24 protein-coding genes are annotated in these 23,691 nt (G+C 71.5%); 6 read left to right on the top strand and 18 right to left on the bottom strand.

The genetic code is table 11. From position 1 onward, the window contains the following. Positions 1-22: 22 nt before the first annotated feature. From SMD20_RS32045 to dacB, 11 genes are all read right to left on the bottom strand, one after another. A complete protein-coding gene (locus tag SMD20_RS32045; RefSeq protein ID WP_329588498.1) occupies positions 23-481 on the bottom strand; it encodes a DUF3180 domain-containing protein in 459 nt (152 codons plus the stop codon). Next, positions 478-981 (bottom strand): 2-amino-4-hydroxy-6-hydroxymethyldihydropteridine diphosphokinase, encoded by a 504-nt coding sequence (gene folK / locus SMD20_RS32040; RefSeq protein ID WP_329588496.1) that lies wholly within the window; start codon positions 979-981, stop codon positions 478-480. The genes SMD20_RS32045 and folK overlap by 4 nt, the downstream gene beginning before the upstream one ends. Continuing rightward, positions 978-1,343 carry a dihydroneopterin aldolase gene (gene folB / locus SMD20_RS32035; RefSeq protein ID WP_329588494.1) on the bottom strand — a complete coding sequence of 122 codons (366 nt, stop codon included), beginning with the start codon at positions 1,341-1,343 and terminating at the stop codon, positions 978-980. Before folB ends, folK begins: the two co-directional genes overlap by 4 nt. Further along, entirely contained in the window at positions 1,333-1,779 is a 447-nt protein-coding gene (locus SMD20_RS32030) for a nuclear transport factor 2 family protein (RefSeq protein WP_020540842.1), read from the bottom strand. Before SMD20_RS32030 ends, folB begins: the two co-directional genes overlap by 11 nt. Next, a complete protein-coding gene (folP, locus tag SMD20_RS32025) occupies positions 1,776-2,633 on the bottom strand; it encodes a dihydropteroate synthase (RefSeq protein ID WP_442942534.1) in 858 nt (285 codons plus the stop codon). Before folP ends, SMD20_RS32030 begins: the two co-directional genes overlap by 4 nt. Before the next feature lie 67 nt (positions 2,634-2,700). Continuing rightward, entirely contained in the window at positions 2,701-3,306 is a 606-nt protein-coding gene (gene folE, locus SMD20_RS32020; protein WP_051112430.1) for a GTP cyclohydrolase I FolE, read from the bottom strand. After that, positions 3,303-5,303, bottom strand: coding sequence for an ATP-dependent zinc metalloprotease FtsH (gene ftsH / locus SMD20_RS32015; RefSeq protein ID WP_329588491.1), 2,001 nt, complete (start codon positions 5,301-5,303; stop codon positions 3,303-3,305). The genes folE and ftsH overlap by 4 nt, the downstream gene beginning before the upstream one ends. 249 nt (positions 5,304-5,552) lie before the next feature. Further along, a complete protein-coding gene (hpt, locus tag SMD20_RS32010; RefSeq protein WP_329588489.1) occupies positions 5,553-6,104 on the bottom strand; it encodes a hypoxanthine phosphoribosyltransferase in 552 nt (183 codons plus the stop codon). Positions 6,105-6,114: 10 nt separating this feature from the next. Continuing rightward, positions 6,115-7,116: a tRNA lysidine(34) synthetase TilS gene (gene tilS / locus SMD20_RS32005; protein ID WP_329588487.1), complete on the bottom strand. Its 1,002-nt coding sequence runs from the start codon at positions 7,114-7,116 to the stop codon at positions 6,115-6,117. A 26-nt stretch (positions 7,117-7,142) separates the two neighbouring features. Then, positions 7,143-8,219 carry a zinc-dependent metalloprotease gene (locus tag SMD20_RS32000; protein ID WP_329588484.1) on the bottom strand — a complete coding sequence of 359 codons (1,077 nt, stop codon included), beginning with the start codon at positions 8,217-8,219 and terminating at the stop codon, positions 7,143-7,145. Positions 8,220-8,243: 24 nt separating this feature from the next. Further along, positions 8,244-9,671, bottom strand: a complete 1,428-nt coding sequence (gene dacB, locus SMD20_RS31995; RefSeq protein ID WP_329588482.1) for a D-alanyl-D-alanine carboxypeptidase/D-alanyl-D-alanine endopeptidase — start codon at positions 9,669-9,671, stop codon at positions 8,244-8,246. Positions 9,672-9,751: 80 nt separating this feature from the next. Here dacB and SMD20_RS31990 point away from each other — a divergent pair, with 80 nt between their 5' ends. After that, positions 9,752-10,246: an inorganic diphosphatase gene (locus SMD20_RS31990; RefSeq protein ID WP_091081296.1), complete on the top strand. Its 495-nt coding sequence runs from the start codon at positions 9,752-9,754 to the stop codon at positions 10,244-10,246. A 44-nt stretch (positions 10,247-10,290) separates the two neighbouring features. Here the strand turns inward: SMD20_RS31990 and SMD20_RS31985 are convergent, their stop codons facing one another. From SMD20_RS31985 to SMD20_RS31960, 6 genes are all read right to left on the bottom strand, one after another. Beyond that, positions 10,291-11,400: a C40 family peptidase gene (locus SMD20_RS31985; RefSeq protein WP_329588479.1), complete on the bottom strand. Its 1,110-nt coding sequence runs from the start codon at positions 11,398-11,400 to the stop codon at positions 10,291-10,293. Between the two features lie 83 nt (positions 11,401-11,483). Next, positions 11,484-13,061: a hypothetical protein gene (locus SMD20_RS31980; protein ID WP_329588477.1), complete on the bottom strand. Its 1,578-nt coding sequence runs from the start codon at positions 13,059-13,061 to the stop codon at positions 11,484-11,486. 104 nt (positions 13,062-13,165) lie between these two features. Next, positions 13,166-13,885 (bottom strand): hypothetical protein, encoded by a 720-nt coding sequence (locus SMD20_RS31975; protein ID WP_329588476.1) that lies wholly within the window; start codon positions 13,883-13,885, stop codon positions 13,166-13,168. A gap of 157 nt (positions 13,886-14,042) precedes the next feature. Next, on the bottom strand, positions 14,043-15,653 hold the full coding sequence (locus SMD20_RS31970) for an ABC-F family ATP-binding cassette domain-containing protein (protein WP_329588475.1): 1,611 nt from the start codon (positions 15,651-15,653) through the stop codon (positions 14,043-14,045). Between the two features lie 44 nt (positions 15,654-15,697). Further along, complete coding sequence (locus SMD20_RS31965) at positions 15,698-16,633, bottom strand: phage baseplate protein (protein WP_329588474.1); 936 nt, start codon at positions 16,631-16,633, stop codon at positions 15,698-15,700. 71 nt (positions 16,634-16,704) lie between these two features. Beyond that, a complete protein-coding gene (locus tag SMD20_RS31960) occupies positions 16,705-17,709 on the bottom strand; it encodes a hypothetical protein (RefSeq protein WP_329588472.1) in 1,005 nt (334 codons plus the stop codon). 160 nt (positions 17,710-17,869) lie between these two features. Between SMD20_RS31960 and SMD20_RS31955 the strand changes: the two genes are divergently transcribed. The 5 genes from SMD20_RS31955 to SMD20_RS31935 all read left to right on the top strand — a co-directional run bounded on the left by SMD20_RS31955 (position 17,870) and on the right by SMD20_RS31935 (position 22,294). Further along, positions 17,870-18,985 carry a DUF4185 domain-containing protein gene (locus SMD20_RS31955; RefSeq protein WP_329588470.1) on the top strand — a complete coding sequence of 372 codons (1,116 nt, stop codon included), beginning with the start codon at positions 17,870-17,872 and terminating at the stop codon, positions 18,983-18,985. Between the two features lie 109 nt (positions 18,986-19,094). After that, positions 19,095-20,111 (top strand): DUF4432 family protein, encoded by a 1,017-nt coding sequence (locus SMD20_RS31950; protein WP_329588468.1) that lies wholly within the window; start codon positions 19,095-19,097, stop codon positions 20,109-20,111. Continuing rightward, positions 20,108-20,878 (top strand): SDR family NAD(P)-dependent oxidoreductase, encoded by a 771-nt coding sequence (locus SMD20_RS31945; protein ID WP_329588466.1) that lies wholly within the window; start codon positions 20,108-20,110, stop codon positions 20,876-20,878. The genes SMD20_RS31950 and SMD20_RS31945 overlap by 4 nt, the downstream gene beginning before the upstream one ends. Before the next feature lie 106 nt (positions 20,879-20,984). Continuing rightward, positions 20,985-21,407: a peptidase inhibitor family I36 protein gene (locus tag SMD20_RS31940; protein WP_329588464.1), complete on the top strand. Its 423-nt coding sequence runs from the start codon at positions 20,985-20,987 to the stop codon at positions 21,405-21,407. A gap of 68 nt (positions 21,408-21,475) precedes the next feature. Next, a complete protein-coding gene (locus SMD20_RS31935; protein WP_329588462.1) occupies positions 21,476-22,294 on the top strand; it encodes a hypothetical protein in 819 nt (272 codons plus the stop codon). Here the strand turns inward: SMD20_RS31935 and SMD20_RS31930 are convergent. Next, positions 22,253-23,689, bottom strand: a complete 1,437-nt coding sequence (locus SMD20_RS31930) for a S10 family peptidase (RefSeq protein WP_329588460.1) — start codon at positions 23,687-23,689, stop codon at positions 22,253-22,255. The two genes, SMD20_RS31935 and SMD20_RS31930, sit on opposite strands and share 42 nt — an antisense overlap. Positions 23,690-23,691 lie beyond the last annotated feature (2 nt).

Below are 23,691 nucleotides of genomic sequence, written 5' to 3'. Positions count from 1 at the left end.
CTTAAAGCCGCGATGCCCGGCGCTACTTCGGCTTCTGGTCCTCCGGGTCCTTCGGCACCCGGCAGGCGTGCTCCAAATAGAGCGCCGCGACCACCAGCACCACGCACGCCGCGAACGACCCCGTGGCGATGAAGAACTCCGAGCGCGGCGTCTCGCGGTCGAGGATCCCCACCGTGTGCAGCGCGAAACCGGCGAAACCGCCGCCGAAGGCCGCCCCCGCGTACGCCGACGCCTTGGCCAGCGCCGCCAGCCGGGCCACGGCCAGCGGCTCCACCGGCTTGGTGCCCGGCTTGCGGGCGATCCTGGCCTTGGTGATCCAGCCGCTGTAGCCTTCGCCGATCGCCAGCAGCAGCAGCGTCGGGATCGCCGTCCACGGCAGGAGCCACGCGATGTCGCCGTAGAACCGGTGCAGCAGCGCCCAGGTGAGCAGCGCGAGAACGACGAGGATGCCGACCAGGTGGCCGGGATGCGTGGGCCTCAATCGGGCCTCTGCAAGGTCAGGTCGGGCCGCGGCCGCACGCCCTCCCGGTCGAGCCCGGCCAGCAGGTCGACCACCCGGCCGCGGCCGGGCACGACGGCCGCCGGGTCGGCCTCCAGCCAGGGCACCAGCACGAACGCCCGCTCGTGCGCCCTCGGGTGCGGCAGCGTCAGGTCGGGGTCGTCGCAGACGGTCTCGCCCACGACGATGAGATCGACGTCGAGGGTGCGCGGCCCCCAGCGCTCGGCGCGCACCCGCCCGAAGGCGTTCTCGACGCTGAGCGCCCGCTCCAGCAGCGTGCGCGGCTCCAGCGTGGTCTCGGCGACCACGATCGCGTTGAGATAGGGGTCCTGCCCCTCGGGGCCGCCCACCGGATCGGTCTCGTAGACCGGGGACGCCTTGACGAATTTCAGGCCCGGCGCGTCGAACAGGGCGTCGATCGCTCCCTGGAGGATCTGGAAGCGGTTGCCCAGGTTGCTGCCGAGCGCGATGACGGTCTTCATACGCGGCTCCGCTCGATCGTCACGACCACGTCGTCGAAAGGCAGCGGGATCGGCGCCGCCGGCTTGTGCACGCTCACCTCGACCTTGGCCACCGGCTCGTACGCCAGGCAGACCTCGGCGAGGCGCTGCGCCAGCGTCTCGATGAGCTGCACCGGCTCGCCCGACACCACCCGCGTCAGCTCCTCGGCCAGCTCGCCGTAGTGGACGGTCGCCGTGAGGTCGTCGCCGGCCGCGGCCGGCGCGGTGTCGAGGAACAGCGTGGCGTCGATCACGAACTCCTGGCCCAGCTCGCGCTCGGCCGGGAGCACGCCGTGCCGCCCGCGGGCCCGCAGGCCCTTGAGCGCGATGCGATCAAGGCTCAAGCTCGCCGTCCTCCTCCTCGTCGTCGTCGCCCTGGAGCACCGGCGAGCCGTGGTGCATCCACAGCCGCCAGCCCTGCGAGGTGCGGAGGTAGACGTTGCTCGCGACCACCTTGCCCGCGGCGAAGCTCGCCTCCCCCTCGTCGCCGGCGGTGAGGATGTTCTCGACGCAGGTGAGCACCGCCACGTCGCCCAGCACGGTGGTGTTGACGTCGGTCAGCACGAACTGGATGTAGGTCGTGTTGGCCATGATCAGTGCCCACGAACGCAGCACCTCGGACCGCCCGGTCAGCAGCGCCCACCCGGGGTGCACGCAGCTCACCTGGTCGTCGGCGGTGTCCTCGGCCCAGATCTCGGTCATCTTGTCGAGGTCGCCGCCCTCGATCGCGGTGTAGAACTCCTGGTTGACCGTCTCGATGGCGGCCGTGTCGACGCTCATGTGCCTGCTCCCGCTCGTGTCCATGCGGCGGCCACGCGCACCGCGTCGGCGTTGGGGCCGACCTCGTGCACGCGTACGCACCAAGCGCCCGCCTGAGCCGCCAGGGCGGTCACGGCCAGGGTGGCGTCGTCGCTCCGGCTGAACGGCCGGGGTGTGCCGTCGGGGGCGGCCAGCAGCCGCCCCAGGAACCTCTTGCGCGACGCCCCGATGAGCAGCGGGAAGCCCAGCTCGGCCAGCTGGGGGATGCCCGCCAGCACCGCCCAGTTGTGCTCGGCGTTCTTGGCGAAGCCGAGACCGGGGTCGAGCACGATCTGCTGCTCCGACACGCCCTCGGCCAGCACCAGGCTCACTCGCTTGCTCAGCTCCTCGCGCACCTCGCCGACCACGTCGTGGTAGACGGCCCGGGTGTGCATGTCGTGGCTGTGGCCGCGCCAGTGCATCACGACGTAGGAGACGCCGGTCGCGGCCACCACGCGCGGCATCTCGGGGTCGGCGAGCCCGCCGCTGACGTCGTTGACCAGCTGCGCGCCCGCCTCGACCGCGGCCCGCGCCACCTCGGCGCGCATGGTGTCGACGCTGACGGCCACGCCCTCGGCGGCCAGCGCCCTGATCACGGGGACGACCCGCGCCAGCTCCTCCTCCAGCGACACCCGGGCGGCGCCGGGACGGGTGGACTCGCCGCCCACGTCGACGAGGTCGGCCCCCTCATCGACCAGCTCGAAGCCGTGCCTGATCGCGGCCGCCTCGTCGAACCAGCGGCCGCCGTCGGAGAAGGAGTCGGGGGTCACGTTGACCACGCCCATGACGAGACACCGCTCCGCCCCTCCCGGCACGCTGATGGGCATGCTAGTCATGGGCCAAGCCTAGGCGTTCCACCACACCTGCTGACATCGCGGGTCCCCGGTTGTGGATAAGGATGGCTCACCTGCCGAGGATGAGCGCCATCGCCTCGGACCGGGTCTTGTCGCTGGTGCGGAAGTCGCCGCGGACCGCCGAGGTCACGGTCTTCGCGCCCGGTTTGCGTACGCCGCGCATGGTCATGCACAGGTGCTCGCACTCGACCACCACGATCACGCCGCGCGGCTCCAGCACGCGCATCAGCGCGTCGGCGATCTGGGACGTCATGCGCTCCTGCACCTGCGGGCGGCGGGCGAAGACGTCCACCAGCCGGGCCAGCTTGGACAGGCCCGTCACCTGGCCCCGCTGGTTGGGGATGTAGCCGACGTGGGCCAGGCCGTGGAACGGGACCAGATGGTGCTCGCAGGTCGAGTAGACCTCGATGTCCCTGACGAGCACCATCTCGTCGTGATCGACGTCGAACACCTTGTTGAGCACGTCTTCGGGCGTCTGGCCGAGGCCGGAGAACTGCTCGGCCATGGCCCTCGCCACGCGGGCGGGCGTCTCGACCAGGCCGTCGCGGTCGGGGTCCTCGCCGATGGCGGCGAGGATCTCGCGGACGGCCTTCTCGATGCGGGCGAGATCGACGTCGTGCTGTGTCACAAAGTGCTCCGGTGGTGCTTGCTTCAGACGCCGTCGCCGCCGGCCGGCAGCGCGTCCTGACGGCCCGAGGACAGCGAGCCGTTGGCCGACTGCTTCTCCTTCGGGGTCAGGATGGGCGGCCGGTCCGAGGGCAGGCGCTTGCCGTATCCCGCGTAGGACGGACGGTGCTCCTTGACGACCACCGGCGCGAAGATCTGCAGGACCTGCTCGCGGGAGAGCGTCTCCTTCTCCATGAGCTCAAGCACCAGGTTGTCGAGGACGTCACGGTATTCGACCAGGATGTCCCACGCCTGGTCGTGCGCCGTCTCGATCATCCGGCGGACCTCTTCGTCGATCGTGGAGGCGATCTTCTCGGAGTAGTCGCGCTCGTGGCCCATCTCGCGGCCGAGGAACACCTCGGCCTGGCCGGTGCCGAACTTGCGGGCGCCGAGCTGCTCGCTCATGCCGTATTCGGTCACCATGCGGCGGGCGACCGCCGTGGCCTTCTCGATGTCGTTGGAGGCGCCGGTGGTGGGCTCGTGGAAGACGAGCTCCTCCGCCGCGCGGCCGCCGAGCAGCATCGCGAGCTGGTCCATCATCTCGGACCTGGTGGCGAGGAACTTGTCCTCCATCGGCAGCGTCATCGTGTAGCCGAGCGCGCGGCCGCGGGACAGGATCGTGATCTTGTGCACCGGGTCGGAGTTGGGCAGCGCGTGCGCCACCAGCGCGTGACCGCCCTCGTGGTAGGCGATCATCTTCTTTTCCTTGTCGGACATGACCCGCGACTTGCGCTCGGGCCCTGCCATGACACGGTCGATCGACTCCTCGAGGAGCTCCATCGTGATCAGCTTCTGGTCGGCCCGCGCGGTGAGCAGGGCGGCCTCGTTGATCACGTTGGCCAGGTCGGCGCCGGTGAACCCGGGGGTGCGGCGGGCGATGGTGTCGAGGTCGACGTCGGGCGCGAACGGCTTGCCCCGGCCGTGGACCTTGAGGATGCCCTTGCGGCCCTCCAGGTCGGGACGGTCGACGGTGACCTGCCGGTCGAAGCGGCCAGGACGCAGCAGCGCCGGGTCGAGGATGTCGGGCCGGTTGGTCGCGGCGATGAGGATCACGCCGCCCTTGACGTCGAAGCCGTCCATCTCGACGAGCAGCTGGTTGAGCGTCTGCTCGCGCTCGTCGTGACCGCCGCCGAGGCCGGCGCCGCGGTGGCGGCCGACCGCGTCGATCTCGTCGATGAAGATGATCGCCGGGGCGTTGGCCTTCGCCTGCTCGAACAGGTCGCGCACACGGGAGGCGCCGACGCCGACGAACATCTCGACGAAGTCGGAGCCGGAGATCGAGTAGAACGGCACGCCCGCCTCGCCCGCGACCGCGCGGGCCAGCAGGGTCTTGCCGGTGCCGGGCGGGCCGTAGAGCAGCACGCCCTTGGGGATCTTGGCGCCGATCGCCTGGAACTTGGCCGGGGCCTGCAGGAACTCCTTGATCTCCTGGAGCTCCTCGATGGCCTCGTCGGCACCCGCGACGTCGGCGAACGTGGTCTTGGGAGTGTCCTTGCTGATGAGCTTGGCCTTCGACTTGCCGAAGTTCATCACCCGGGAGCCGCCGCCCTGCATCTGGTTCAGCATGAACAGGAAGATCAGCACGATGATGACGATCGGCAGGAAGCTCATCAGGATGCTGACCAGGAGGTTTTCCTGGGGCACCTCAGTGGTGAAGCTGTCCGTCTTCTTGGCGTCGACCTGCGCCTGGAGCTCGTCGGTCAGCTTGCTGCCGTAACCCGTGACCCAGTAGGCCTGGACGAGCTTGGTCGGCTGGTCGCCCTTGCGCACCGTGACGGGGTTCTTCAGCGTCACCTCGATGCGGTTGTCCTTGTCGACGACCTTGGCGTTGCTGACATTGCCGGCGCGAATCTGCTGGAGCACCAGGGACGTGTCGGCCTGCTTGAAGTTTCCGCCGCCACTCCACAGTTGGGTGACGAGCAGGAGCAGCACGACGATGCCCAGGATCCACAGCAGTGGCCCACGTGTAAATCGCTTGAGATCCATCCGATGCGGAACCCCTTGCGGGCCCGTCCCTTCCTGACCATGGCCTGGAACCCCGGGCATGCCCGGGGCCGCGGCATCCGGCACCGCGACTTCTGACTACCCGAAGGGGACTCAAGGTCACCCTTCCGGAGTCTGAAGGTACACCGGCAGAGCGGGCGGAGGGACCGCCCGCTGCACCGGCCTTGCCCTATCAACGTACGTCACGTTGCGCGATGTTCCCGGCCGTGGCAAGAGAGAATGCTTGACGTTCTATCGGTAAACGTGGGGAGCGAGAGTGCCGATGAACGGCAGGTTGCGGTAACGCTCGGCGTAGTCCAGCCCATAACCGATGACGAACTCGCTGGGAATGTCGAAGCCGACGTATTTGACGTCGATGGGCACCTTCACGGCGTCGGGTTTGCGCAGCGCGGTGCAGATCTCCAGCGAGGCGGGATTGCGCGACTTCAGGTTTTCCAGCAGCCAGTGCAGCGTCAGGCCGGAGTCGATGATGTCCTCGACGATCAGCACATGGCGGTTCAAGATGTCGGTGTCCAGGTCTTTCAGCACGCGGACCACCCCGGACGACTTGGTGCCCGCGCCGTAGGACGACACCGCCATCCAGTCCATCTGCACGGGCACGTGCAAGGCCCTGGCCAGGTCGGCCATCACCATGACGGCGCCCTTGAGCACGCCCACGAGCAGAACGTCCTTGCCCGCGTAATCGTCGTCGATGCGCCCGGCCAGCTCTTTGATCCTGGCCTGGAGATCGTCCTCGGAGATGAGCACTTTTTCCAGGTCATTGCCCATGTCGGCAGCGTCCACCTGTGGTTCCTTACGCGTGGGGACTCTTGGCGAGTATCAGGGTGCCATACCGCCGAGCGGCGCTCAGACCCCCGGGCAGGTCGGCGGGCTTCTGCCCGTGCCAGCGGGTGACCAGCCGGTCCACGGCCAGTACGTGCGTCGCGGAGAGCGCCCCGGACGGCGCTCCTGCGGCGATGGCCGCCCGGCGCAGCACCCGCCGCCTGACGGCGTCCGGCAGCCGCTCCAGCTCCGCCACGGAGAGGGTGACAGAACCGGCGATATCGCTTAGAGCGCAATCCCGGTAGGCCGAGCCGGCCCATGCGTCGAGCGCGTCGGCGTCCTCGCGGGCCATCCTCGCGGTACGCGCGAGCGCGTCCGCCACCCCCGGCCCGAGCTCCTCCTCCAGCACGGGCAGCACCCGGCGGCGGACGCGGACCCGCGTGTAGCGGAGGTCGTCGTTGTGGGGGTCGTCCCAGGGGTGGAGCCCGAGCGCCCGGCAGGCGGCCACGGTGGTGGCCCTGGGCAGGTCGAGGAAGGGGCGGCGGTAGTGGCCGGCCCGCGCCGCCATCCCGGACAGCGAGCGTGGCCCGCTCCCCCTGGCCAGCCCGAGCAGCACGGTCTCGGCCTGGTCGTCCCTGGTGTGGCCGAGCAGCACGGCCGCGGCGCCGTGCCGGTCGGCGGCCGCGGCGAGCGCGGCGTAACGGGCCTCCCTGGCCGCGGCCTCGGGACCGCCCGCCGTGCCCACCGTGACGGTGAGCACCTCCACGGGGTCGAGCCCCAGCCGCTCGCCCTGGGCGGCGACCGCCCGCGCCCGCTCGCCCGACCCCTCCTGGAGCTGGTGGTCGACGGTGAGCAGCCCGCCGCGCAGCCCGGTCCGCGGGGCGATGAACGCCAGCGCGGCGGCCAGCGCGGTGGAGTCGGCCCCGCCGCTGCACGCCGCCAGCACCAGAGCCTCGCGCGGCAGGTCGGCGAGCGCCTCCCGCACGGCTCTGCGGACGTCGGCTACGGCTGGATGTGGGCCCACGACCGTCATTGTCGCGGGTCCGGGCCGCCGCGGGGTCAGGCGGGCAGGGCCGGGGTGTCGATCACCCGGTTGATCCACCGGCCGGGGTCGGCGATCTCCTGGGTGGTGGGCAGGGTTTCCGCGCTGGTCCAGATCTTGTTGAAGCCGTCCATGCCGACGCGGCCGACGACCGTGCGCACGAAGGCCGAGCCCTCGGCGTACTGCTTCATCTTGACCTCGATGCCGAGCAGCCGGCGGACGGTGCGGTCGAGGCGGGAGCCGCCCTCGCGGCGATGGGCGAACTTGCCGCGGATCTCGGCCACCGACGGCACCACGGACGGGCCGACGGCGTCCATCACGAAGTCGCCGTGCCCCTCCACGAGGGTCATCACGGCGGTGAGGCGGTCGAGAATGGCCTTCTGCGCGGGCGACTGGATGACGTCGATGAGGTTGCCCTCGCCGCCCCGCACCACGTCGGCGACCGTGTCGGCGGCGCCGCGCAGGCGTTCGAGCAGGGTGGGCAGGTCGAGGTCGGAGGCCAGCAGGAACTCGGTCATCTGCGAGCGGACGTATTCGCGCAGCCAGGGCACGCCGGTGAACTGCACGCGGTGGGTCTCCTCGTGCAGGCACACCCACAGCCGGAAGTCGTGCGGGTCGACGCCCATCTCGCGCTCGGCGTGGACGATGTTGGGCGCGACGAGCGTCAGCCGCCCGGCCGGCTCCTGACCGGTCGGGTCGGGCGGCAGGAACAGCTCGTACTGGCCGAGCACGCGCGAGGCGAGGAAGGCCAGCACCGCGCCGACCTCGACGCCGGTGATCCGCGAGCCCACGGCGGTGACGATGGCGGGCGGCGGGTTGGGGCTGTTGCCCACACGCTGGGTCAGTGGTTCGAGCACCACGCGGAAGCCCTCGACGTTGGCCCTGATCCAGCCGGGCCGGTCCACGATGGTCGCCGGCTGCGGCGCGGTCTCCGTGTGGATCTTCGTGAACTCGCGTACGTGGCCCTCTGCCTCACGCGACAGGGTGCGGAGCTCGGTGACGGCCTGCCTGGCCTCCTCCCGGCTCACTTGAGGACCGGGGCGCACGAGGCGCGTGCCGGTCGTGACGGCCAGATCCCAGTCGATCACCTGCATACCGTCCACCGTACGTGCTTCCGGTCAAGACCGCGCGACGATGGCCGCGAGCCGGTCGAGCACGGGCTCGGCGTTGACCGGCACCTGGTCGGCCAGGAAGGCGAAGGTGACCAGCCGTCCGTCCTTGGTCGTGGCCAGCCCGGCCAGGGTGTTGACGTTGTTGAGCGTGCCGGTCTTGGCGCGTACGAGGCCCACCTGGCCGCGGCTGTCGCGGCCGGTGAAGCGGCGGCCGTTGCCGAGGGTGCCGGAGAACCCCGCGATCGGCATGCCGGAGGCGACCGCGTGCAGGCCGGGCGAGGCCGGCGAGCCCGCCATGGCCACCAGCTTGGCGAGGGCGGCGGCGCTGATGCGGTTGCGGGTGGACAGGCCGCTGGCGTCGGAGAGCGCGACGCCCTGGGCGGCGCCGAGCCGCTGGAGCACCGCGATGATCGCCTTCGTCCCGCCGTCGAACGACGCCGGCTGCCCCTCCTTGATCGCCACGTGCCGGGCGAGGGCCTCGGCCAGGTCGTTGTCGCTGTGGGTCAGGGTGTGCTCGACCAGCGCGTAGACGGGCGCCGAGTCGACCCGGCCCAGCTCGGCGGCCCCGGCGGGGGCCTTGCCCGGCCGGACCGACTTGGCCACCGTGATGCCCTGCCTGCGCAGCAGCCGGGCGAAGGCCGCGGCGGCGTGGGCGGGCGGGTCGGACACGCGCGGGGTGTTGGAGCGCGGGTTCTGGCGGCCCTCGTCGATGGCGAGCGCGTGGACGGGGGCCACGTTGCCCTCGGGGATGTAGCCGGGCTTCCAGCCGGGTGCCGTGGCGGGGCCGGTGTAGAGCGACGTGTCGTAGGTGAGGGTGACCTTCTTCACGTTGCGGGCCTTGAGCGCGGCGGCCGTACGGCCGGCCAGGGTGGCGAGGCTCGCCTGCTTCGGGTAGCCGCCCTGCCGGGCCGACGGGCCGGCCAGCAGCGGGTCGCCGCCGCCGACGAGCACCACCGCGTCAGGACCCGCGCCCTGCACCACGCGGGTGGACAGCAGGGCGTCGGGGCCCAGCGAGGCGAGCGCCGCGACGCAGGTGACGATCTTGGTGGTGGAGGCGGGGGTGATCGGGGTGTCGGCGTCGGCCGCGAAGACCCGCTCGCCGGTGGCCGCGTCGAGGACCACGGCGCCCACCCGTTTTCCGAGCGCTTCGTCACCCAGCGCGTCGGTGAGCTGTCGCGTCAAAGTACCCTTGGTCGGGAGAGGTCCGCCTCCTGACTTCACCGAAAGCTGGGCCAGCACCGGCCCCGAGGTGACCACGGGGGCGGGAGGAGGAGACCCTTCCGGCGGGGACGCCGTCGGCTCGGCCGGTGACGTCTGCCTCGTCAGCGCGCCCAGGCTGAAGTCGGTGGTCATCGCGTACACGCCGGTGACGACCGTCAGCACCTGGAGCACGGCGAGAGTGGCCAGCATCACCAACCGGTCGTGCCGCGCCACGTCTGCCCTCTCTCCTGTGTTCGCCTAGAGACATTAACGCCCGACCGGGGGTGCCCGGGGGCTTGAGCGGAGGAACCGCGGTGGAGTTCGACGTTGTCGTTGAGATTCCCAAGGGGCAACGGAACAAGTACGAAGTGGACCACGAAACCGGGAAGATCAGGCTCGACCGGCTCCTGTTCACCTCCACGCAGTACCCCGCCGACTACGGCTTCATCGAGAACACCCTCGGCGAGGACGGCGACCCGCTGGACGCCCTGGTGCTGCTCCAGGAGCCGACGTTCCCCGGCTGCTACATCACGTGCCGGGCGGTGGGCATGTTCCGGATGACCGACGAGAAGGGCGGCGACGACAAGGTCCTGTGCGTGCCGTCCACCGACCCGCGGATGCACCACATCCAGGACATCCATCACGTGTCGGAGTTCGACCGGCTGGAGATCCAGCACTTCTTCGAGGTCTACAAGGACCTGGAGCCCGGCAAGTCCGTCGAGGGCGCCAACTGGGTGGGCCGCGCCGAGGCCGAGGCCGAGATCGAGCGCTCCTTCCAGCGGCTCAAGGAGTCCGGCGGGCATCACTGACGTGCTCACAGGGCGCACTCACAGGACGCACTCATAGGGCGCACTCATAGGGGCCTGGTGGCGCCCACCAGGTCCCCCCGCCGGATGGAGGCCACCCGCACCACGTCGCCGGTCTGCGGGGCGTGCACCATCAGGCCGCGGCCCACATAGATCCCGACATGGTGGATCGTGCTCGGGTCGCTCGTGACGTGCGCGAAGAACAGCAGGTCGCCGCGGCGTAGCTGGTCGAGCGGGACGTGCGGGCCGGCCGTCCACTGGGTGCCCGTCCAGTGGTCGAGCCCGACGCCCGCCCGCTCCCACGCGCGCATGGTCAGGCCCGAGCAGTCGAAGGCCGCCGGGCCGTCGGCCGCCCACACGTACGGCTTGCCGAGCTGGGTGAGCGCCCAGTCGGCCGCCACGTCGCCCAACGCCGAGCCGCCGGTCATCAGCCCGGCGGCGGAGGCGGCCACGGCTCGCCGCCTGGCCAGCAGGTCGGCCCGGGTGCGGGCGGCGTCCACCCGGCGTTGCAGGTGGTGCTCGCGGACCTGCAGCGCCCTCGTCTCGCGGCGCTGGCTCGCCACCGCCGCCCTGGCGGCCTCCTTCGCCTCACGGGCGCGTTCGGCCATGACCTGCTGCTCCGCCTGTGCCTCAGCCGCCTGCGTCCGCAGGATCGCGGCCACCTGCTGGGCGTCGCGGAGCTTCGCGAGTATCGCCGCCCGCTCACCGCTGAGGTGGCCGAGCACGCCCGCGCGGTGCAGCGCGCCCTCGTCGTCGCCGTGATCGGTGAGCAGGCCCAGGATCGGGCCCAGCGTGCCGAGTCCGCCGTACGCCTCGGCGGCGAGCAACGCGACCGGCTGCCTGGCCCGTTCGACCTCGGCGTCGGCGGCGGCCAGGCGGGCCTGGGTCTGGCGGGCCTTCTCCTCGGCGGCGCGCAGGCGTACCAGCTGGCCGTTGTACGCCTCGACCAGCCGCTCCACGTGGGCGGCCAGGGTGGCGAGCCGGGACTGCGCCGTGGCCAGCCTGGCGCTGGTGGTGGCGAGGGCGCGGGAGCGTTCGCGTACGGTCTGGCGGGCCTTGCGGAGGTCGTGCGTGCCGGGGCGCGGCTCGGGGTGGGCGGCCGGGCACAGGGCTACCAGGAGGCAGCCCGCCAGCAGCGTTGCCCGGATCGTGCGCATAGGTCCCCCCAGAAACAGATGGTGACTCTATGCACACGATTCCCACCCGTTTCGCTCACGTAACGTGACGACGACGTCCAGGGTCACGGAGTGGAGGTCGGCGACTCCTCGGCGGTGGCCGTCGTGGTCGGCGGGGTCGGCGGCTCAGGCGGTGTCGCGGGCGGTGCGGTGGTCGGCGAAGTGGTCGGCTCCTCGGCCGGAGGCGGAGTCGGGGTGGAAGGCGCGGTGGCCGTCCAGGTCGGCGTCGGCGGGAGGCAGTGCGGACGGAAGCGGCCCTTGCAGGGGCCGCCGGGCCGGCCGTGATGCGAGGGCGTGGCCGAGCTTCCCGGGACCGGGCCGTGAGAGTTTCCGGGGTCGCGGGGGTTGCGCGGATTGTTCGGATTGCCGGGATCGACCGGGCTGTGGGGCTCGGCGGCAGGGTCGCCGGGCCGGGAGCCGGGCGGGCCGGATTTCGGTTCCGCCGGGTCGCCGTCGGCAGGGGGACGGCGGGTCGGCGCGGAGCGCGTGACGACGGCGGCCGGCTCGGCCGCCGGCGGGATGCCCGTGGCGTTCGCGACGGGCTCCACGGTCACGGAAACGTCCTCGGGGCGCTCCTGCCAGGGCAGTCGTACGGCGGGCGGTTCGCCCGCGGGCGGGAACGCGGCCGTCGCCACGTCCGACACGACGCCGTCGCGGCCGAGCCCCTGGAGGATGACCGCTATTGCCACCACGGCCCCGACCGCCGCCAGGAGGCACGCCAGCGCCCTCGGCCACCGCCGAGCCGCCTTCTTCCGAGGAAGGGGAAACCCGGCGACGCCCAGGCCGGAGGTGCGGCGGGCGACGTAGCGGCGGTAGGGCGCGAGCTCGGGATCGGCGAAGCAGCTCAGCACCCGCAGCCGCAGCGCGTCGGGCAGCTCCGGCTTCGGGAGCAGCTCGAAGACCTTGGCCGCGGCGACCTGCCGGCCCCGGCGCGGGGCGCAGATCGCGCACTCCGACAGGTGCCGGACCAGCCGCTCGCGCCTCTCCGTGGTCAGCCGGCCGGAGAAGCCCCTCAGTATGGCGGCCCGGCGCGGGCAGTCGCCCGGGTCCTGCCCGGCCAGGAGTTCGACGGTGATGGCGTCGCGCAGGTGGCGGAGCGCGGCCTCGCGCGCGGGCTCCACCTGGCGGGAAGGGATGCCGAGCACCAGGGCCAGCTCGGCGTCCGGCAGCTCGTGCTGGATGGTCAGCTCCAGCAGCTCGCGGTCGGCGGGCGGCAGGCTGTGCACGGCGTCCCACGCCATGATCCGCAGCCGCGCGTCCCCTGGCCCGTCCGGCAGCTCGTCCAACGCCCACTCGGGGTCCGGCGAACCGGCTGGGGTTCGCGGGTCGGAGCTGGGCGGGTCGGAGTCGGGCGGGTCCGAGGAGGGCGGGGCGGGGATGCGGGAGCCGGCGGTGCGGCGGCGGAGGCATTCGGCGCGGGCCAGGGCGTACAGCCAGGACCGCAGCCGAGCGGGCTCCGCCAGGACGTCGGCGTGCGCCTCGGCGGCGATGAGCGCGTCGCGGAGCGCCACCTGGGCGGCGTCCGCGTCGCGGAGGAGGGACCGGCAGTAGCGGTAGACGCCCTCCGCGTACGCGTCGTAGAGCACGGCTGGGGCTCCGGGATCGCGGGCGCGAAGGGCTTCCACCAGGTTGCGGTCGTTCATATGACCGAAGGTAATGGATTGGTAACTAATAGTTCTACCGTTTCCGCGCCGATGGCATCGCTTGTCGCTCTACCACCAAGAATTACATGCCGATTTTTCGGTATCTATTGCTGAGTATCCGCAATGATTTGGGTGCGCCGATCCTCCGCGAACGGTTCGGTCGTCGGCTTCACCGTGTGCACCGGCACCGCCCCGGCCAACGCCAGGTCCTCGAAGGGCCGCCCGGTGGAGCCCCACGTACGTGCCGTGATGTCGGTCCTGGCCACCTCGGTGCCGCTCGGCAGCCCCGAGACGGTCAGGATGAAGCGGGGCGGGCTGCCGGCTTTCACGTCGTCCACGAACGTGCTGCCGCCGCCGAGCAATTTGCCCGCCTTGTCGCGCAGCAGCGCGTTCACCACCAGGCTTCCGGCCACCAGCTGGTACGGATTCCCCACATATCCCGTAATAAGGTAAGAGCCGTCTTTCTGGCGCATTGTCTGCGCCCGGGTGACGGGAAACCGCTGGAACGCGGACGGGACCCGCGCCGCCTGCCGCCACTGCGCGGGACGGTACTGGATCGACACCTTGGCCGGCCGCTCGGCGGCGGTCGCCTGGCCGGTGAACTCCAGCGTCCCGCCCGGCGGCACGGCGTCCAGCGGCTGGTCCAGCCGGACGACCTCCGCGCCCTTGGCGTCCTGGCCGACGATCGTGGCCACCACGTGCTCGCCGAAGTGCCACGGGTTGGCGTTGCTGAGCACGCCGGCCCAGCTGACGGCGTACCCGTCCGCCGACTTGGCGATGGTCGAGACCTGTTCCTTGAGCGCGAGAGGCTTGAGCTCCTGCACGGGCTGCTTCTCGCTGGAGCACCCCGCGAGGCAGATCGCCCCGAGTGCGAGAAGGCTGACGGTTCGGCTGCGTGGGATCACTTTGCCGTGATAACCCGCGCGTGGGCACGGCCGACGGTGACACGCGCCAGCCGTACCAAGTCTTTAACGCGGGTCTTTAACGCGGGCGGGCGACTCTGGTCTCGTCCCAGACCGGCTGCGGCGACTCGTAGACGTTGCCGTCGGAGCCGAAGACGAGGTAGCGGTCGAAGTCGGCGGCGAACCAGCGGTCGTGGGTGACCGCCAGCACCGTGCCGTCGAAGGCGTCGAGCCCCGCCTGCAGCGCCTCGGCGCTGGCCAGGTCGAGGTTGTCGGTCGGCTCGTCGAGCAGCAGCAGCGTCGCCCCGGACAGCTCCAGCAGCAGGATCTGCAGCCGCGCCTGCTGGCCGCCGGACAGCGTCTCGAAACGCTGCTCGGCGACCCGGCCGGCCAGCTCGTAGCGGGCGAGGGCCTTCATGGCCTCGTTCTTGAGCCGGGCGTGCTCGGTCATGACGATCTCGACCGGGGTGCGGCCTCTCAGGTCGGGCCGGGCATGGGTCTGGGCGAAGTGGCCGGGCACCACGCGGGCGCCCAGCCGGGCCACGCCCTCGTGCGCGACCGGCTCGCCGGCCACCAGGCGCAGGAAGTGGGACTTGCCCGAGCCGTTGGAGCCGAGCACCGCGACCCGCTCGCCGTACCAGACCTCCAGGTCGAACGGGCGCATGAGCCCGGTCAGCTCCAGCCGCTCGCAGATCACCGCGCGCTTGCCGGTGCGCCCGCCGCGCAGCCGCATCCGGATGTTCTGCTCGGCGGGGGCCACCTCGGGCGGGCCCGCCTCCTCGAACCTGCGCAGCCGGGTCTGGGCGGCGTGGTAGGCGGGGGCCATGCCGTCGTTGTACCTGGCCTTGTTCTTCAACATGTTGACCAGGGCCTTGAGCTTGGCGTGCTCCTCGTCCCAGCGCCGGCGCAGCTCGTCCAGGCGCTCGTTGCGGGCCTTGCGCGCCTCGGCGTACGTCGCGAAGCCGCCGCCGTGGATCCACACCCCGCCGGACTCGACGGTGACGATCCGGTCGGCGGCGTTGGCGAGGAGCTGGCGGTCGTGGCTGACCAGCAGCACCGTCTTCGGCGTCTCCTTGAGCTGCTGCTCCAGCCACTCCTTGCCGGGCACGTCGAGGTAGTTGTCGGGCTCGTCGAGCAGCAGGGTCTGGTCGGGGCCGCGCAGCAGCGCCTCCAGCACGAGCCGCTTCTGCTCGCCGCCGGACAGCGTGGCCACGTCCCGGTATTTCACCCGCTCGTACGGCACCCCGAGCGCCGCCACCGTGCAGGTGTCCCAGAGCACCTCGATGTCGTAGCCGCCCGCGTCGGTGTAGTCGGCGATGGCCTGCGCGTAACGCATCTGCGTCTTCTCGTCGTCGCGCTCCATCATCGCCAGCTCGGCCGCGTCGAGCCGCTCGGCGGCCTGCCGCACGGCCGGCGGCGCGACCCCGAGCAGCAGCTCGCGCACCCCGCTGCCGTCGCGCACGCTGCCGATGAACTGGCGCATCACGCCGAGACCGCCGGAGCTCGCGACCGAGCCGTCGATCGGCTGGAGGTCGCCGGCGATCAGGCGCAGCAGCGTCGTCTTGCCCGCGCCGTTGGGCCCGACGAGTGCCGCCTTGACGCCTTCGCCGATGCGGAAGGAGACGTCGTTGAGCAGAGGGCGCCCGTCGGGCAGCACGTATGTCAGATGTCCTACTTCGACGTGGCCCACCCGCGCAGGCTATCCGGGCGCTTCCGCCCGTCGCATCCGAATTTTCAGACGAGCGCGCTCTTGTAGAAGATGCTCGCCTTGCGCGCCCCCGCCGCCCCGGAGGCGAGGCCCAGGCACAGCCGGGGAGCGCCCGAGACGATCTGGATCGCCATGCCCTCGGGCTCGCGGTAGTCGAGCGACTTGCCCGCCTGGGTGAGCGAGCGCTGCACCTGCTCCCCGGTACGCAGGTCGACGCAGGTGATGTAGGTGTTGCCGGGCGCGGGATTCGAGGCGCTGTAGGCGGTGCCGTCCAGCAGGTAGAGGTGGTCGCCGTAGGCGGCGTAGCCCTGGAAGACGCCGAGCCCGGACGGCTGCGCGACGTCGTACAGCTTGTCCTTGCCGCCCGCCTTGACGGCCGACAGCGCGTAGACCGCGTACCGCATCCGGCCGTCGAGCAGGTAGCGCATGACCAGGCGGCCGGTCGAGGGGTCGATCGCGCAGGTGGTGTTGGTCGCGCCGGGGATCAGCGTGTACGTGGTCACGCCGGAGGAGGACGGCGTCAGCGTGCGCCCGTCGGCGAAGGAGAAGCGGGCCAGCCGCCTGCCCCACATGGCGCCCGAGCTGTCGGGCGCGGCGTCGGTCTCCGTCCAGAGCACGCCCGGCGACTCGACGCCGATCTGCACCCCGTGGCCGAAGCCCTTGAGGTACATGTGGCCGAGCACCGTGCCGGACAGGCTGAGTTTCGTCAGGCAGAGGTCGCCGGCCGCGGCGGAGGCCGCGCCGTTCTTGAGCTGGACGGCGTAGATGTGCCCCTTCGGGTTGTCGAAGGCGAACGACTGCAGCACGGTCTCGTCGTACAGGGCCTTCTTCCAGATGAGCTGGGTGGCGGGCGCGGCCAGGTCGAAGCGGCCGGCGGCGGCCGAGGCGCGCGAAGTGCCCGCGGCGACGGTGGCGGCGAGTCCCGCGCCGATCGTGAGCAGACCGCGGCGGCTTAACGGCATGTGACCTCCACTCGGGGTGTTTCGTGGAGTCAACACCCTAGTGGGCGAAGATCAGAGGGCGCCTCGCCGCGCTAGCGGCCGCTGCCCGAGGTGATGCCGCTGTAGGAACCGATCACCTGGACCTGGCCGGGTCCGGCGGTCTTCGGCGGGATGTGGGCGGCGACCTGGATCAGCTCGGTGAACTTCATGAAGGTGTAGTACTTGCCGGGCAGGAACCCGCTGTTCTTCTGCTGGACGTAGTTGCGCTGCGGCCCCTGCCGTACGTCGTAGCGCCGGGTCCGTTCGACGGTGGTGAAGGCGAGCGCACCGCCGTCGGCCGTACGCACGGCGTAGGAGGGATGCGCGCCGGCCGGGCGGGCGCTCTCGGTGAGCTCGGCGTACGGGTCCATCTTGATGCGGGTGCTCGCGGCGCCGGTGGTGAGCCGGTCGGCGGCGAAGCGGCTCTTGGACGCCGTCGTGCCCTTGCCGACCAGGTGGGCGGCGTAGCTCTTGGCGAAAGCGGCGGGCGACATCAGCAGCCCGGCGCCATCGGCCTGGGCCACCTCCACGGCCGCTCCCGACGCGTCCGTCGCGATCTCGGGGAGTTCGTCCACGGCCTGGTCGCTGAAGACGTCGGGGGCGTACATCTGCAGCCACGACTCTCCGTCGCGGGCGAACAGCAGGTACGTCGGCACCTTGGCGGTCTCGCTCTTGCCCTTCCAGTACGCCGTGGTCACGAACCAGTTCCCACCCTTGACCGCCGACACCGTGGGGGTGGGCTGGGTGTAGCCGAACGGCTGGTAGTCACGGTCGCCGAGCTTGCGCTCGGAGACGTAGGCCGCCTTGTCGATGGCGAGGCTGGAGCCGCCCTCGTAGCCCGCCAGCAGTTCGGCGCTCATGGCCTGGTTGGCGGCGTTGTTGCGCTTGACGTAGTCCGCCAGGAACGAGGTGATCCCCTCCGGCGTGCCGGGCCCGGCCGAGGCTGCCGGGGTGCTGGTGGGCGATGCGGCCGGGGCCTGCTCCTTCGGTCCGAACCCCGGCAGGACTGAGCACCCCGCCATCGCCCAGAACCCCACCAACCACAACAATCGCGGCATCGAGTCAACCTCACCAACTTTTCCTGTCAAAGCGCACAAAGTTAGCAGCTACTCGATCAGGCACTCGGGTCGGCGCGTTCGCGGAGAAGCCAGGGGACCCTGGACAGCAAGTGATCTAATGACTAGAACTGTAGGGAACCTCACCCCCCTAGGAACCACCATGACGCGATTCCGTCCCGCCCTCGCACCCCTGGCCATCGCGTTGCTCGGGTTCACGGCGGTGCCGCTCCCGGCCGCCGCGGCCCCCGCCTGCACCCCCGCCGTGGTCGCCGGCGCGACCACGGACGCCCGGCTGACCGGCCTGTTCACCGCGTACGGCAACGACAACAGCCGCCTGGACGACTGGACCGGCGCCGACGGCACCTACTCGCTCCGCCTGCCGAGCGGCAAGGAACTGTGGATCTTCTCCGACACCTTCCTCGGCCAGGTCAACGCGGACGGCTCGCGCCCGCCGGTGGTCGAGGAGGGCGGCACGACCGTCTTCCTCAACAACTCCTTCGCCGTCGAGCGCGACGGCCGCCTGTCCACCATCCACGACGGCACCGCCGCCAAGCCGACGGCTGTGATGCCGCCGCGCGACGAGAACCACTGGTACTGGGCCGGCGACGCGACGCTGGCGGGCGGCATCGTCGAGGCCACGTACCAGGAGTACGAGCGCTTCGGCACCGGCGCGTGGGACTGGCGCTGGCACCGCAACGTGGTCGCCAGGTTCGCCCCGGGACGGCTGGAGCGGCCGATCAGCGTGCACGACCTGCCCTCGGGGCACGGCGTCGCCTGGGCCTCCGCCACGCTCAAGGACGGCGGCTACACCTACGTGTACGGGGTCGAGGACCTGGGCTCGCCGAAGTACATGCACCTGGCGCGGGTGCGGGGGCAGAGCCTGCTGGGGACGTGGGAGTTCCTGACGGCGGACGGCACCTGGTCGCGGAACGAGACCGACTCGGCGCGGATCATGAGCGGGGTGGCGAACGAGTACAGCGTCACCAAGGTCGGATCCTCATATGTCCTGATCACGCATGACACGTCCGAGCCGCTGAGCCCCAACATCGTGGCCTACACCTCGTGCTCCCCCTCCGGGCCGTTCACCGGCAGGCAGCACGTCTACACGACGCCCGAGACCGGCGGGAACATCTTCACCTACAACGCCCACGCCCATCCCGACGTCGCCGGGGACGGGCTCGTGGTGTCGTACAACGTCAACAGCTTCGTCAACACCGACCACTACCGCGACGTCACCATCTACCGCCCCCGCTTCCTGGACGTGACCTTCGAGTGACGCGAGAGAGCGCCGCCGCCTGGACTGAGGAGCGCCGGGAGCGAAGCGACCAGAGCGACGAGGGAAGGCGGCGGATCCCAGCGATCGAGCCGCCTCACGGAGTGAGGCCATGAGCATGCGCAACTGGGGGGCTCGGCTGCGGGAAGTCGTGCTCGACGGTATGCGGGCGGTCGTGCTGGAGAACGAGCGGTTGCGGGTGACCGTCGTTCCCGACAAGGGCGGGGACGTGGTGGAGTTCCTGCACAAGCCCACCGACACCGACTTCGTCTGGCTCTCGCCGCAGGGCCTGCGCAGCCCGCGCGACCACCTCCAGGGCGCGGCCGACGACGTCGCAGCGTTCGTGGACCACTACGAGGGCGGTTGGCAGGAGGTCTTCCCGAACGGCGGCGCGCCCAGCGAGTACCAGGGCGCGCGGCTGGCCCAGCACGGGGAGGTCGCGGGGCTGCCGTGGTCGTACGAGATCGTCGCCGACCGCGAGGACGAGGTCGCGGTCCGGCTCGCGGTGCGGACGCGGCGGCTGCCGTACCGGCTGGAGAAGGTGCTCCAGCTGCGGGCGGGCACGGCCGCGCTGGAGGTCGAGGGGGCGGCCACGAACGACTCCCCGGTCCCGCTGCACGCCATGTGGGGTCAGCACATCGTGTACGGCCGGCCGTTCCTGCGCCCGGGGGCCAGGATCAGGCTGCCGGAGGGCGTGCGGGTGGTCCCGCACGCGAGCGCGATCGGCCCCGGCGGGCGGCGGGTGCGCGCGGGCGGGCCGTGGGAGTGGCCGCTGGTCCCCGCCGACGCGGGCGGCGTGACGGATCTGAGCGTGGTGCAGGAGCCGGGGTCGCCGAGCGACATCGTGTACCTGACGGGCTTCGGCGACACGGGCTGGTACGAAATTTCCGAAAATATCGGCATGCGGGTGGAGTGGGATGCCACGCTCCTCCCCTACCTGTGGATGTGGCAGGAGCTGGGCGCGTCCACCGGCTACCCCTGGTGGGGACGGGCGTACACGGTGGGGCTCGAACCGTTCTCCAGCCTGCCGACCGACGGCCTCGCCGCCGCGGTGGCCAACGGGACGGCCCTCGCCCTCGGCCCTCACGAGACGAAGAGGTTGTGGATGCGCGCGGAGGTGCTGGAATGAGCGAGTTCGGCGGCAAGGTGGCGCTGGTCACGGGCGGTTCGACGGGGATCGGGCGGGCGGTGGTCGACCGGCTGGCCGCCGGAGGCGCGTCCGTGGTGTTCTGCGGCGTGGACCAGGACGCCGAGTGCGACGGCGAGCGGGTCGTCGGCCGGATCGCCGACGTGCGGCGCGCCGACCAGATGCGCGACCTGGTGGAGCTGGCGGTGTCCAGGTTCGGCGGGCTCGACGTCGTGGTGACCTGCGCGGGCGTGCAGCGCTACGGCACCGTCGAGGACACCCCCGAGGAGGTCTGGGACGAGGTGCTGGACATCAACCTCAAGGGCGTCTACCTCACATGCAAGGCCGCCGTCCCCCGGCTCAGGGAGCGCGGCGGCGGCTCGATCGTGCTCATGTCGTCGGTGCAGGCGTTCTCCTCGCAGGCCCAGGTGGCGGCCTACACCGCGAGCAAGGCCGCGATCAACGGCCTGACCAGGGCCATGGCGCTCGACCACGCGGCCGACGGCATCCGGGTCAACGTGGTGTGCCCGGGGTCGGTGGACACGCCGATGCTGCGCTGGGCGGCCGACCTGTGGCGGGGCGAGCTGTCGCAGGAGGAGCAGGTCCGGCAGTGGGGGCGGGCGCATCCGCTGGGCCGGGTGGGGCGGGCGGAGGAGGTGGCGGAGCTGGTCGCCTTCCTCGCCGGGCCGCGCTCGTCGTTCATCACCGGGGCCGAGCACCGCGTGGACGGCGGCCTGCTGGCGCAGAACCCGGCCGCGCTCCCCGAATAGGCGTTTTTCCTTTCCTGAATGGCAAGAATTGCGTCAACGCCGAGAACTCACAGGTCACTCCCGCGATTGGGTGGTCGCGACAACCCACCCGACAGAGGAGAGACCTGTGAGGCTCACCAGAAAGGCCGCCGGCTTCGTCGCGGCGGCCGCCGCCCTGTTCACCGTGGCCGCCCCGGCCGCGAGCGCGCTGGCCAGCCCCCGTTCGACCTGCTACGGCGGCCGCGTCTGTCTGTACGCGGGCTTCGACTACAACCGCGGGCAGACCGACCACTGGCGCGACTTCGTCGCCGACGACGCGAACTTCGCCGACAACAACTGGCTGAACTGGGACTTCAGCAATTCCTGGCAGAGCATCGACAACGACACCAGTTCGGTGCGCAACCGCGTCGGTTGCAGCGCCACCCTCTGGCAGCACCCGGGTTACACCGGCGCGCACAGCACCTTCACCCACAACTCGAACGACGGGTTCCTCGAGAACAACGCCATCGGCAACAACCGCGCCAGCTCGCTCGACATCTGGTGCCGCTGACCGTGAACGCAGGCGCCGGTTTCCGGAACTGGCCGCCGGGAACCGGCTGTCGCGCTCTTCTCGCGGGCATGTCGCTGCTGGCCGTGACCGCCTGCGGGACGGAGGAACCGGCCGCGCCGCCGAGCACCACCATGCCGCTGGCGCTGCCCTTCGACGCGTACAAGACCACCCCAGAGCAGCGGGCCACGCTGGGCAACGCGCACAACCTCCTGGTGGCGCGGTGCATGCGCGAGCAGGGCGTCACCGTCGAGCCGCCCGCCGAGGACGCGGCGCTCATCGCCGCGCTCGACCCCGGCAACTCCCGCCGCTACGGCGTCACCGACACCGCGGCGGCCGGCCGCTACGGCTACCACCTCGCCCGCCCGCCGTCCCCCGACACGACCGCCACCTGGGCCGAGCTGCCCGCCGCCACGCAGAGCCACCTGTACGGCGCCGGCGGGCGGCGGGGCTGCCTGGACCGGGCCTCGCTCGTCCTGGAGCGCGGCGCGCGGAAGGCGGACTGGCCGTGGCTCTCCCGCCAGGACGCGCTCACGCTGGAGCGCTCCGCCAAGGCTCCCGAGGTGGTCGCGGCGGCCGGCCGCTGGCGGGCGTGCATGAGCCGCGCCGGCCACGACTACCCGTCGCCCGAGGCGGCCATCACCGACAGCCGCTGGAACCTCGACGAGCGGGCCGTCACCGAGGACGAGAAGCGGACCGCGGTCGCCGACACGCGGTGCAAGCAGTCCTCGGGCCTGGTCGCCGCCTGGCACGCGGCCGACACGGCGCTGCAGCGGGCGCTCGTCCGCGACCACGCCGCCCGCTTCGCCGCGCTCCGCGCCGATCTGGCGTACCGGCTGCGGCGGGCGTCAGCCGTTCTCGCCGCGCACGAACGCGGCCAGGTCGGCTGACTGGCGCAGCCTGCTGGGCTCGTGGACGTACATCATGTGCCCGGCCTCGTAGTAGGCGAACTCGACGTTGCCCGCCAGCTCGGGCGGCACCGGCAGGTGCGCGAAGCTGTGCTCGGCGGCGAAGTACGGCGTCGCGCCGTCGTGGTAGCCGCAGGCCACGTGCACCCGTAGGTGCGGGTTGGCCCGCATGGCCGCCGCCAGCTTGTCGACGACCTGCACGTGCGCGCCCTCGAACTCCTTGTACGACCACGGGTGCACCCGCGAGGTGAGCAGCTCGTACGGCAGGTCGTTCGCGTAGTCCAGCTCGGTCCGCAGGTAGTGGTTGAGCGCGGCGCTGTACGGGCCCATGATCGCGTTCATGCTGGGGTCGGCCGTGAAGTGCTCGCGCCCGGCGTCGGGGTCCCAGCCGACGAAGCGGCCGTCGAGCCGCCCGACGACCTGGCGGCGCGAGCGCAGCAGCTCGGTGAAGAACCTGATGTGCTCGACGCGCAGGTCCACCCGGTCGACGTAGTCCTCGCTCAGCCCGGTCAGCGCGGCGATCCTGGCGACGGCGGCGGCGCGCTCCTCGGGGGTGAGGCGGGCGCCGCGGGCCAGCGCCCACGGGTAGTCGCGGGCGGCGTACTCCTCGGCCTCGCGCAGCACGTCGGCGAGCGGCCGGTCGCCGTGCAGCCCGTGGTAGTGGGCGATGGCGGCGTAGGTCGGCAGGTAGAGGGCGTAGGCGAGGTCGTTGCCCTGGTTGAAGTCGCCGGTGATGAAGTCGAGCACCGAGGAGATCAGCATGACGCCGTTGAGGTACATGCCGTAGCGCGACTGCAGGTGGTCGGCGAGGCCGGCCGCCCTGACGGTGCCGTACGACTCGCCGGCCAGGAACTTCGGCGACATCCAGCGCCCGTTCCTGGTGGTCCAGAGCCGGATGATCTCGCCGACGGACTCCAGGTCGCCGGTGAAGCCGTGGTACGGCTCCGCCTTCTCCCCTTCGGCGGCCCGCGAGTAGCCGGTGGAGACCGGGTCGATGAAGACGAGGTCGCTGACCGTGAGCAGGGTCTCCTCGTTGTCCGCCAGCCCGTACGGGGGCGGCAGCAGCGCTCCCGCGTCGCCCATCACCACCCGGCGCGGCCCCAGCACGCCGAGGTGCAGCCACACGCTGGACGAGCCGGGCCCGCCGTTGAAGGCGAAGGTGACGGGCCGGCTCGCGGGGTCGGCGCCGTCCAGCGTGTACGCCGTCACGAACACCTCGGCCTTGGGCCGGAGCCCGTCGAACCTGCCTTCGGTGAACACCTCCTCGCGCAGCACCATCGTGCCGGTCACGGCGGTGTAGGTCTGGCCGGAGGGGAGGGAGTGGGAGGTGGTCACCAGGTTGTCAGCGGGAGGGGCAGGCTGTGATGTTTCCGACATAG

Origin of the sequence: Nonomuraea sp. LP-02 (assembly GCF_036289125.1) — a bacterium.
GTDB lineage: Bacteria > Actinomycetota > Actinomycetes > Streptosporangiales > Streptosporangiaceae > Nonomuraea > Nonomuraea bangladeshensis.
Note: the sequence above shows the minus strand (reverse complement) of the source record. Positions and strands in the feature narration are given on the sequence as shown.

Bases quoted from the DNA above. Each gene is read 5' to 3' on its own strand.
- ftsH (WP_329588491.1), bottom strand. From the start codon at position 5,303: ATGGATCTCAAGCGATTTACACGTGGGCCACTGCTGTGGATCCTGGGC.
- SMD20_RS31965 (WP_329588474.1), bottom strand. From the start codon at position 16,633: ATGCCGTTAAGCCGCCGCGGTCTGCTCACGATCGGCGCGGGACTCGCC.
- folK (WP_329588496.1), bottom strand. From the start codon at position 981: ATGAAGACCGTCATCGCGCTCGGCAGCAACCTGGGCAACCGCTTCCAG.
- SMD20_RS31950 (WP_329588468.1), top strand. From the start codon at position 19,095: ATGAGCATGCGCAACTGGGGGGCTCGGCTGCGGGAAGTCGTGCTCGAC.
- SMD20_RS31955 (WP_329588470.1), top strand. From the start codon at position 17,870: ATGACGCGATTCCGTCCCGCCCTCGCACCCCTGGCCATCGCGTTGCTC.
- tilS (WP_329588487.1), bottom strand. From the start codon at position 7,116: ATGACGGTCGTGGGCCCACATCCAGCCGTAGCCGACGTCCGCAGAGCC.
- SMD20_RS31985 (WP_329588479.1), bottom strand. From the start codon at position 11,400: ATGCGCACGATCCGGGCAACGCTGCTGGCGGGCTGCCTCCTGGTAGCC.
- folP (WP_442942534.1), bottom strand. From the start codon at position 2,633: ATGACTAGCATGCCCATCAGCGTGCCGGGAGGGGCGGAGCGGTGTCTC.
- SMD20_RS31935 (WP_329588462.1), top strand. From the start codon at position 21,476: ATGTCGCTGCTGGCCGTGACCGCCTGCGGGACGGAGGAACCGGCCGCG.
- SMD20_RS32000 (WP_329588484.1), bottom strand. From the start codon at position 8,219: ATGCAGGTGATCGACTGGGATCTGGCCGTCACGACCGGCACGCGCCTC.
- SMD20_RS32030 (WP_020540842.1), bottom strand. From the start codon at position 1,779: ATGAGCGTCGACACGGCCGCCATCGAGACGGTCAACCAGGAGTTCTAC.
- SMD20_RS31930 (WP_329588460.1), bottom strand. From the start codon at position 23,689: ATGTCGGAAACATCACAGCCTGCCCCTCCCGCTGACAACCTGGTGACC.
- SMD20_RS31960 (WP_329588472.1), bottom strand. From the start codon at position 17,709: ATGCCGCGATTGTTGTGGTTGGTGGGGTTCTGGGCGATGGCGGGGTGC.
- SMD20_RS31980 (WP_329588477.1), bottom strand. From the start codon at position 13,061: ATGAACGACCGCAACCTGGTGGAAGCCCTTCGCGCCCGCGATCCCGGA.
- SMD20_RS31945 (WP_329588466.1), top strand. From the start codon at position 20,108: ATGAGCGAGTTCGGCGGCAAGGTGGCGCTGGTCACGGGCGGTTCGACG.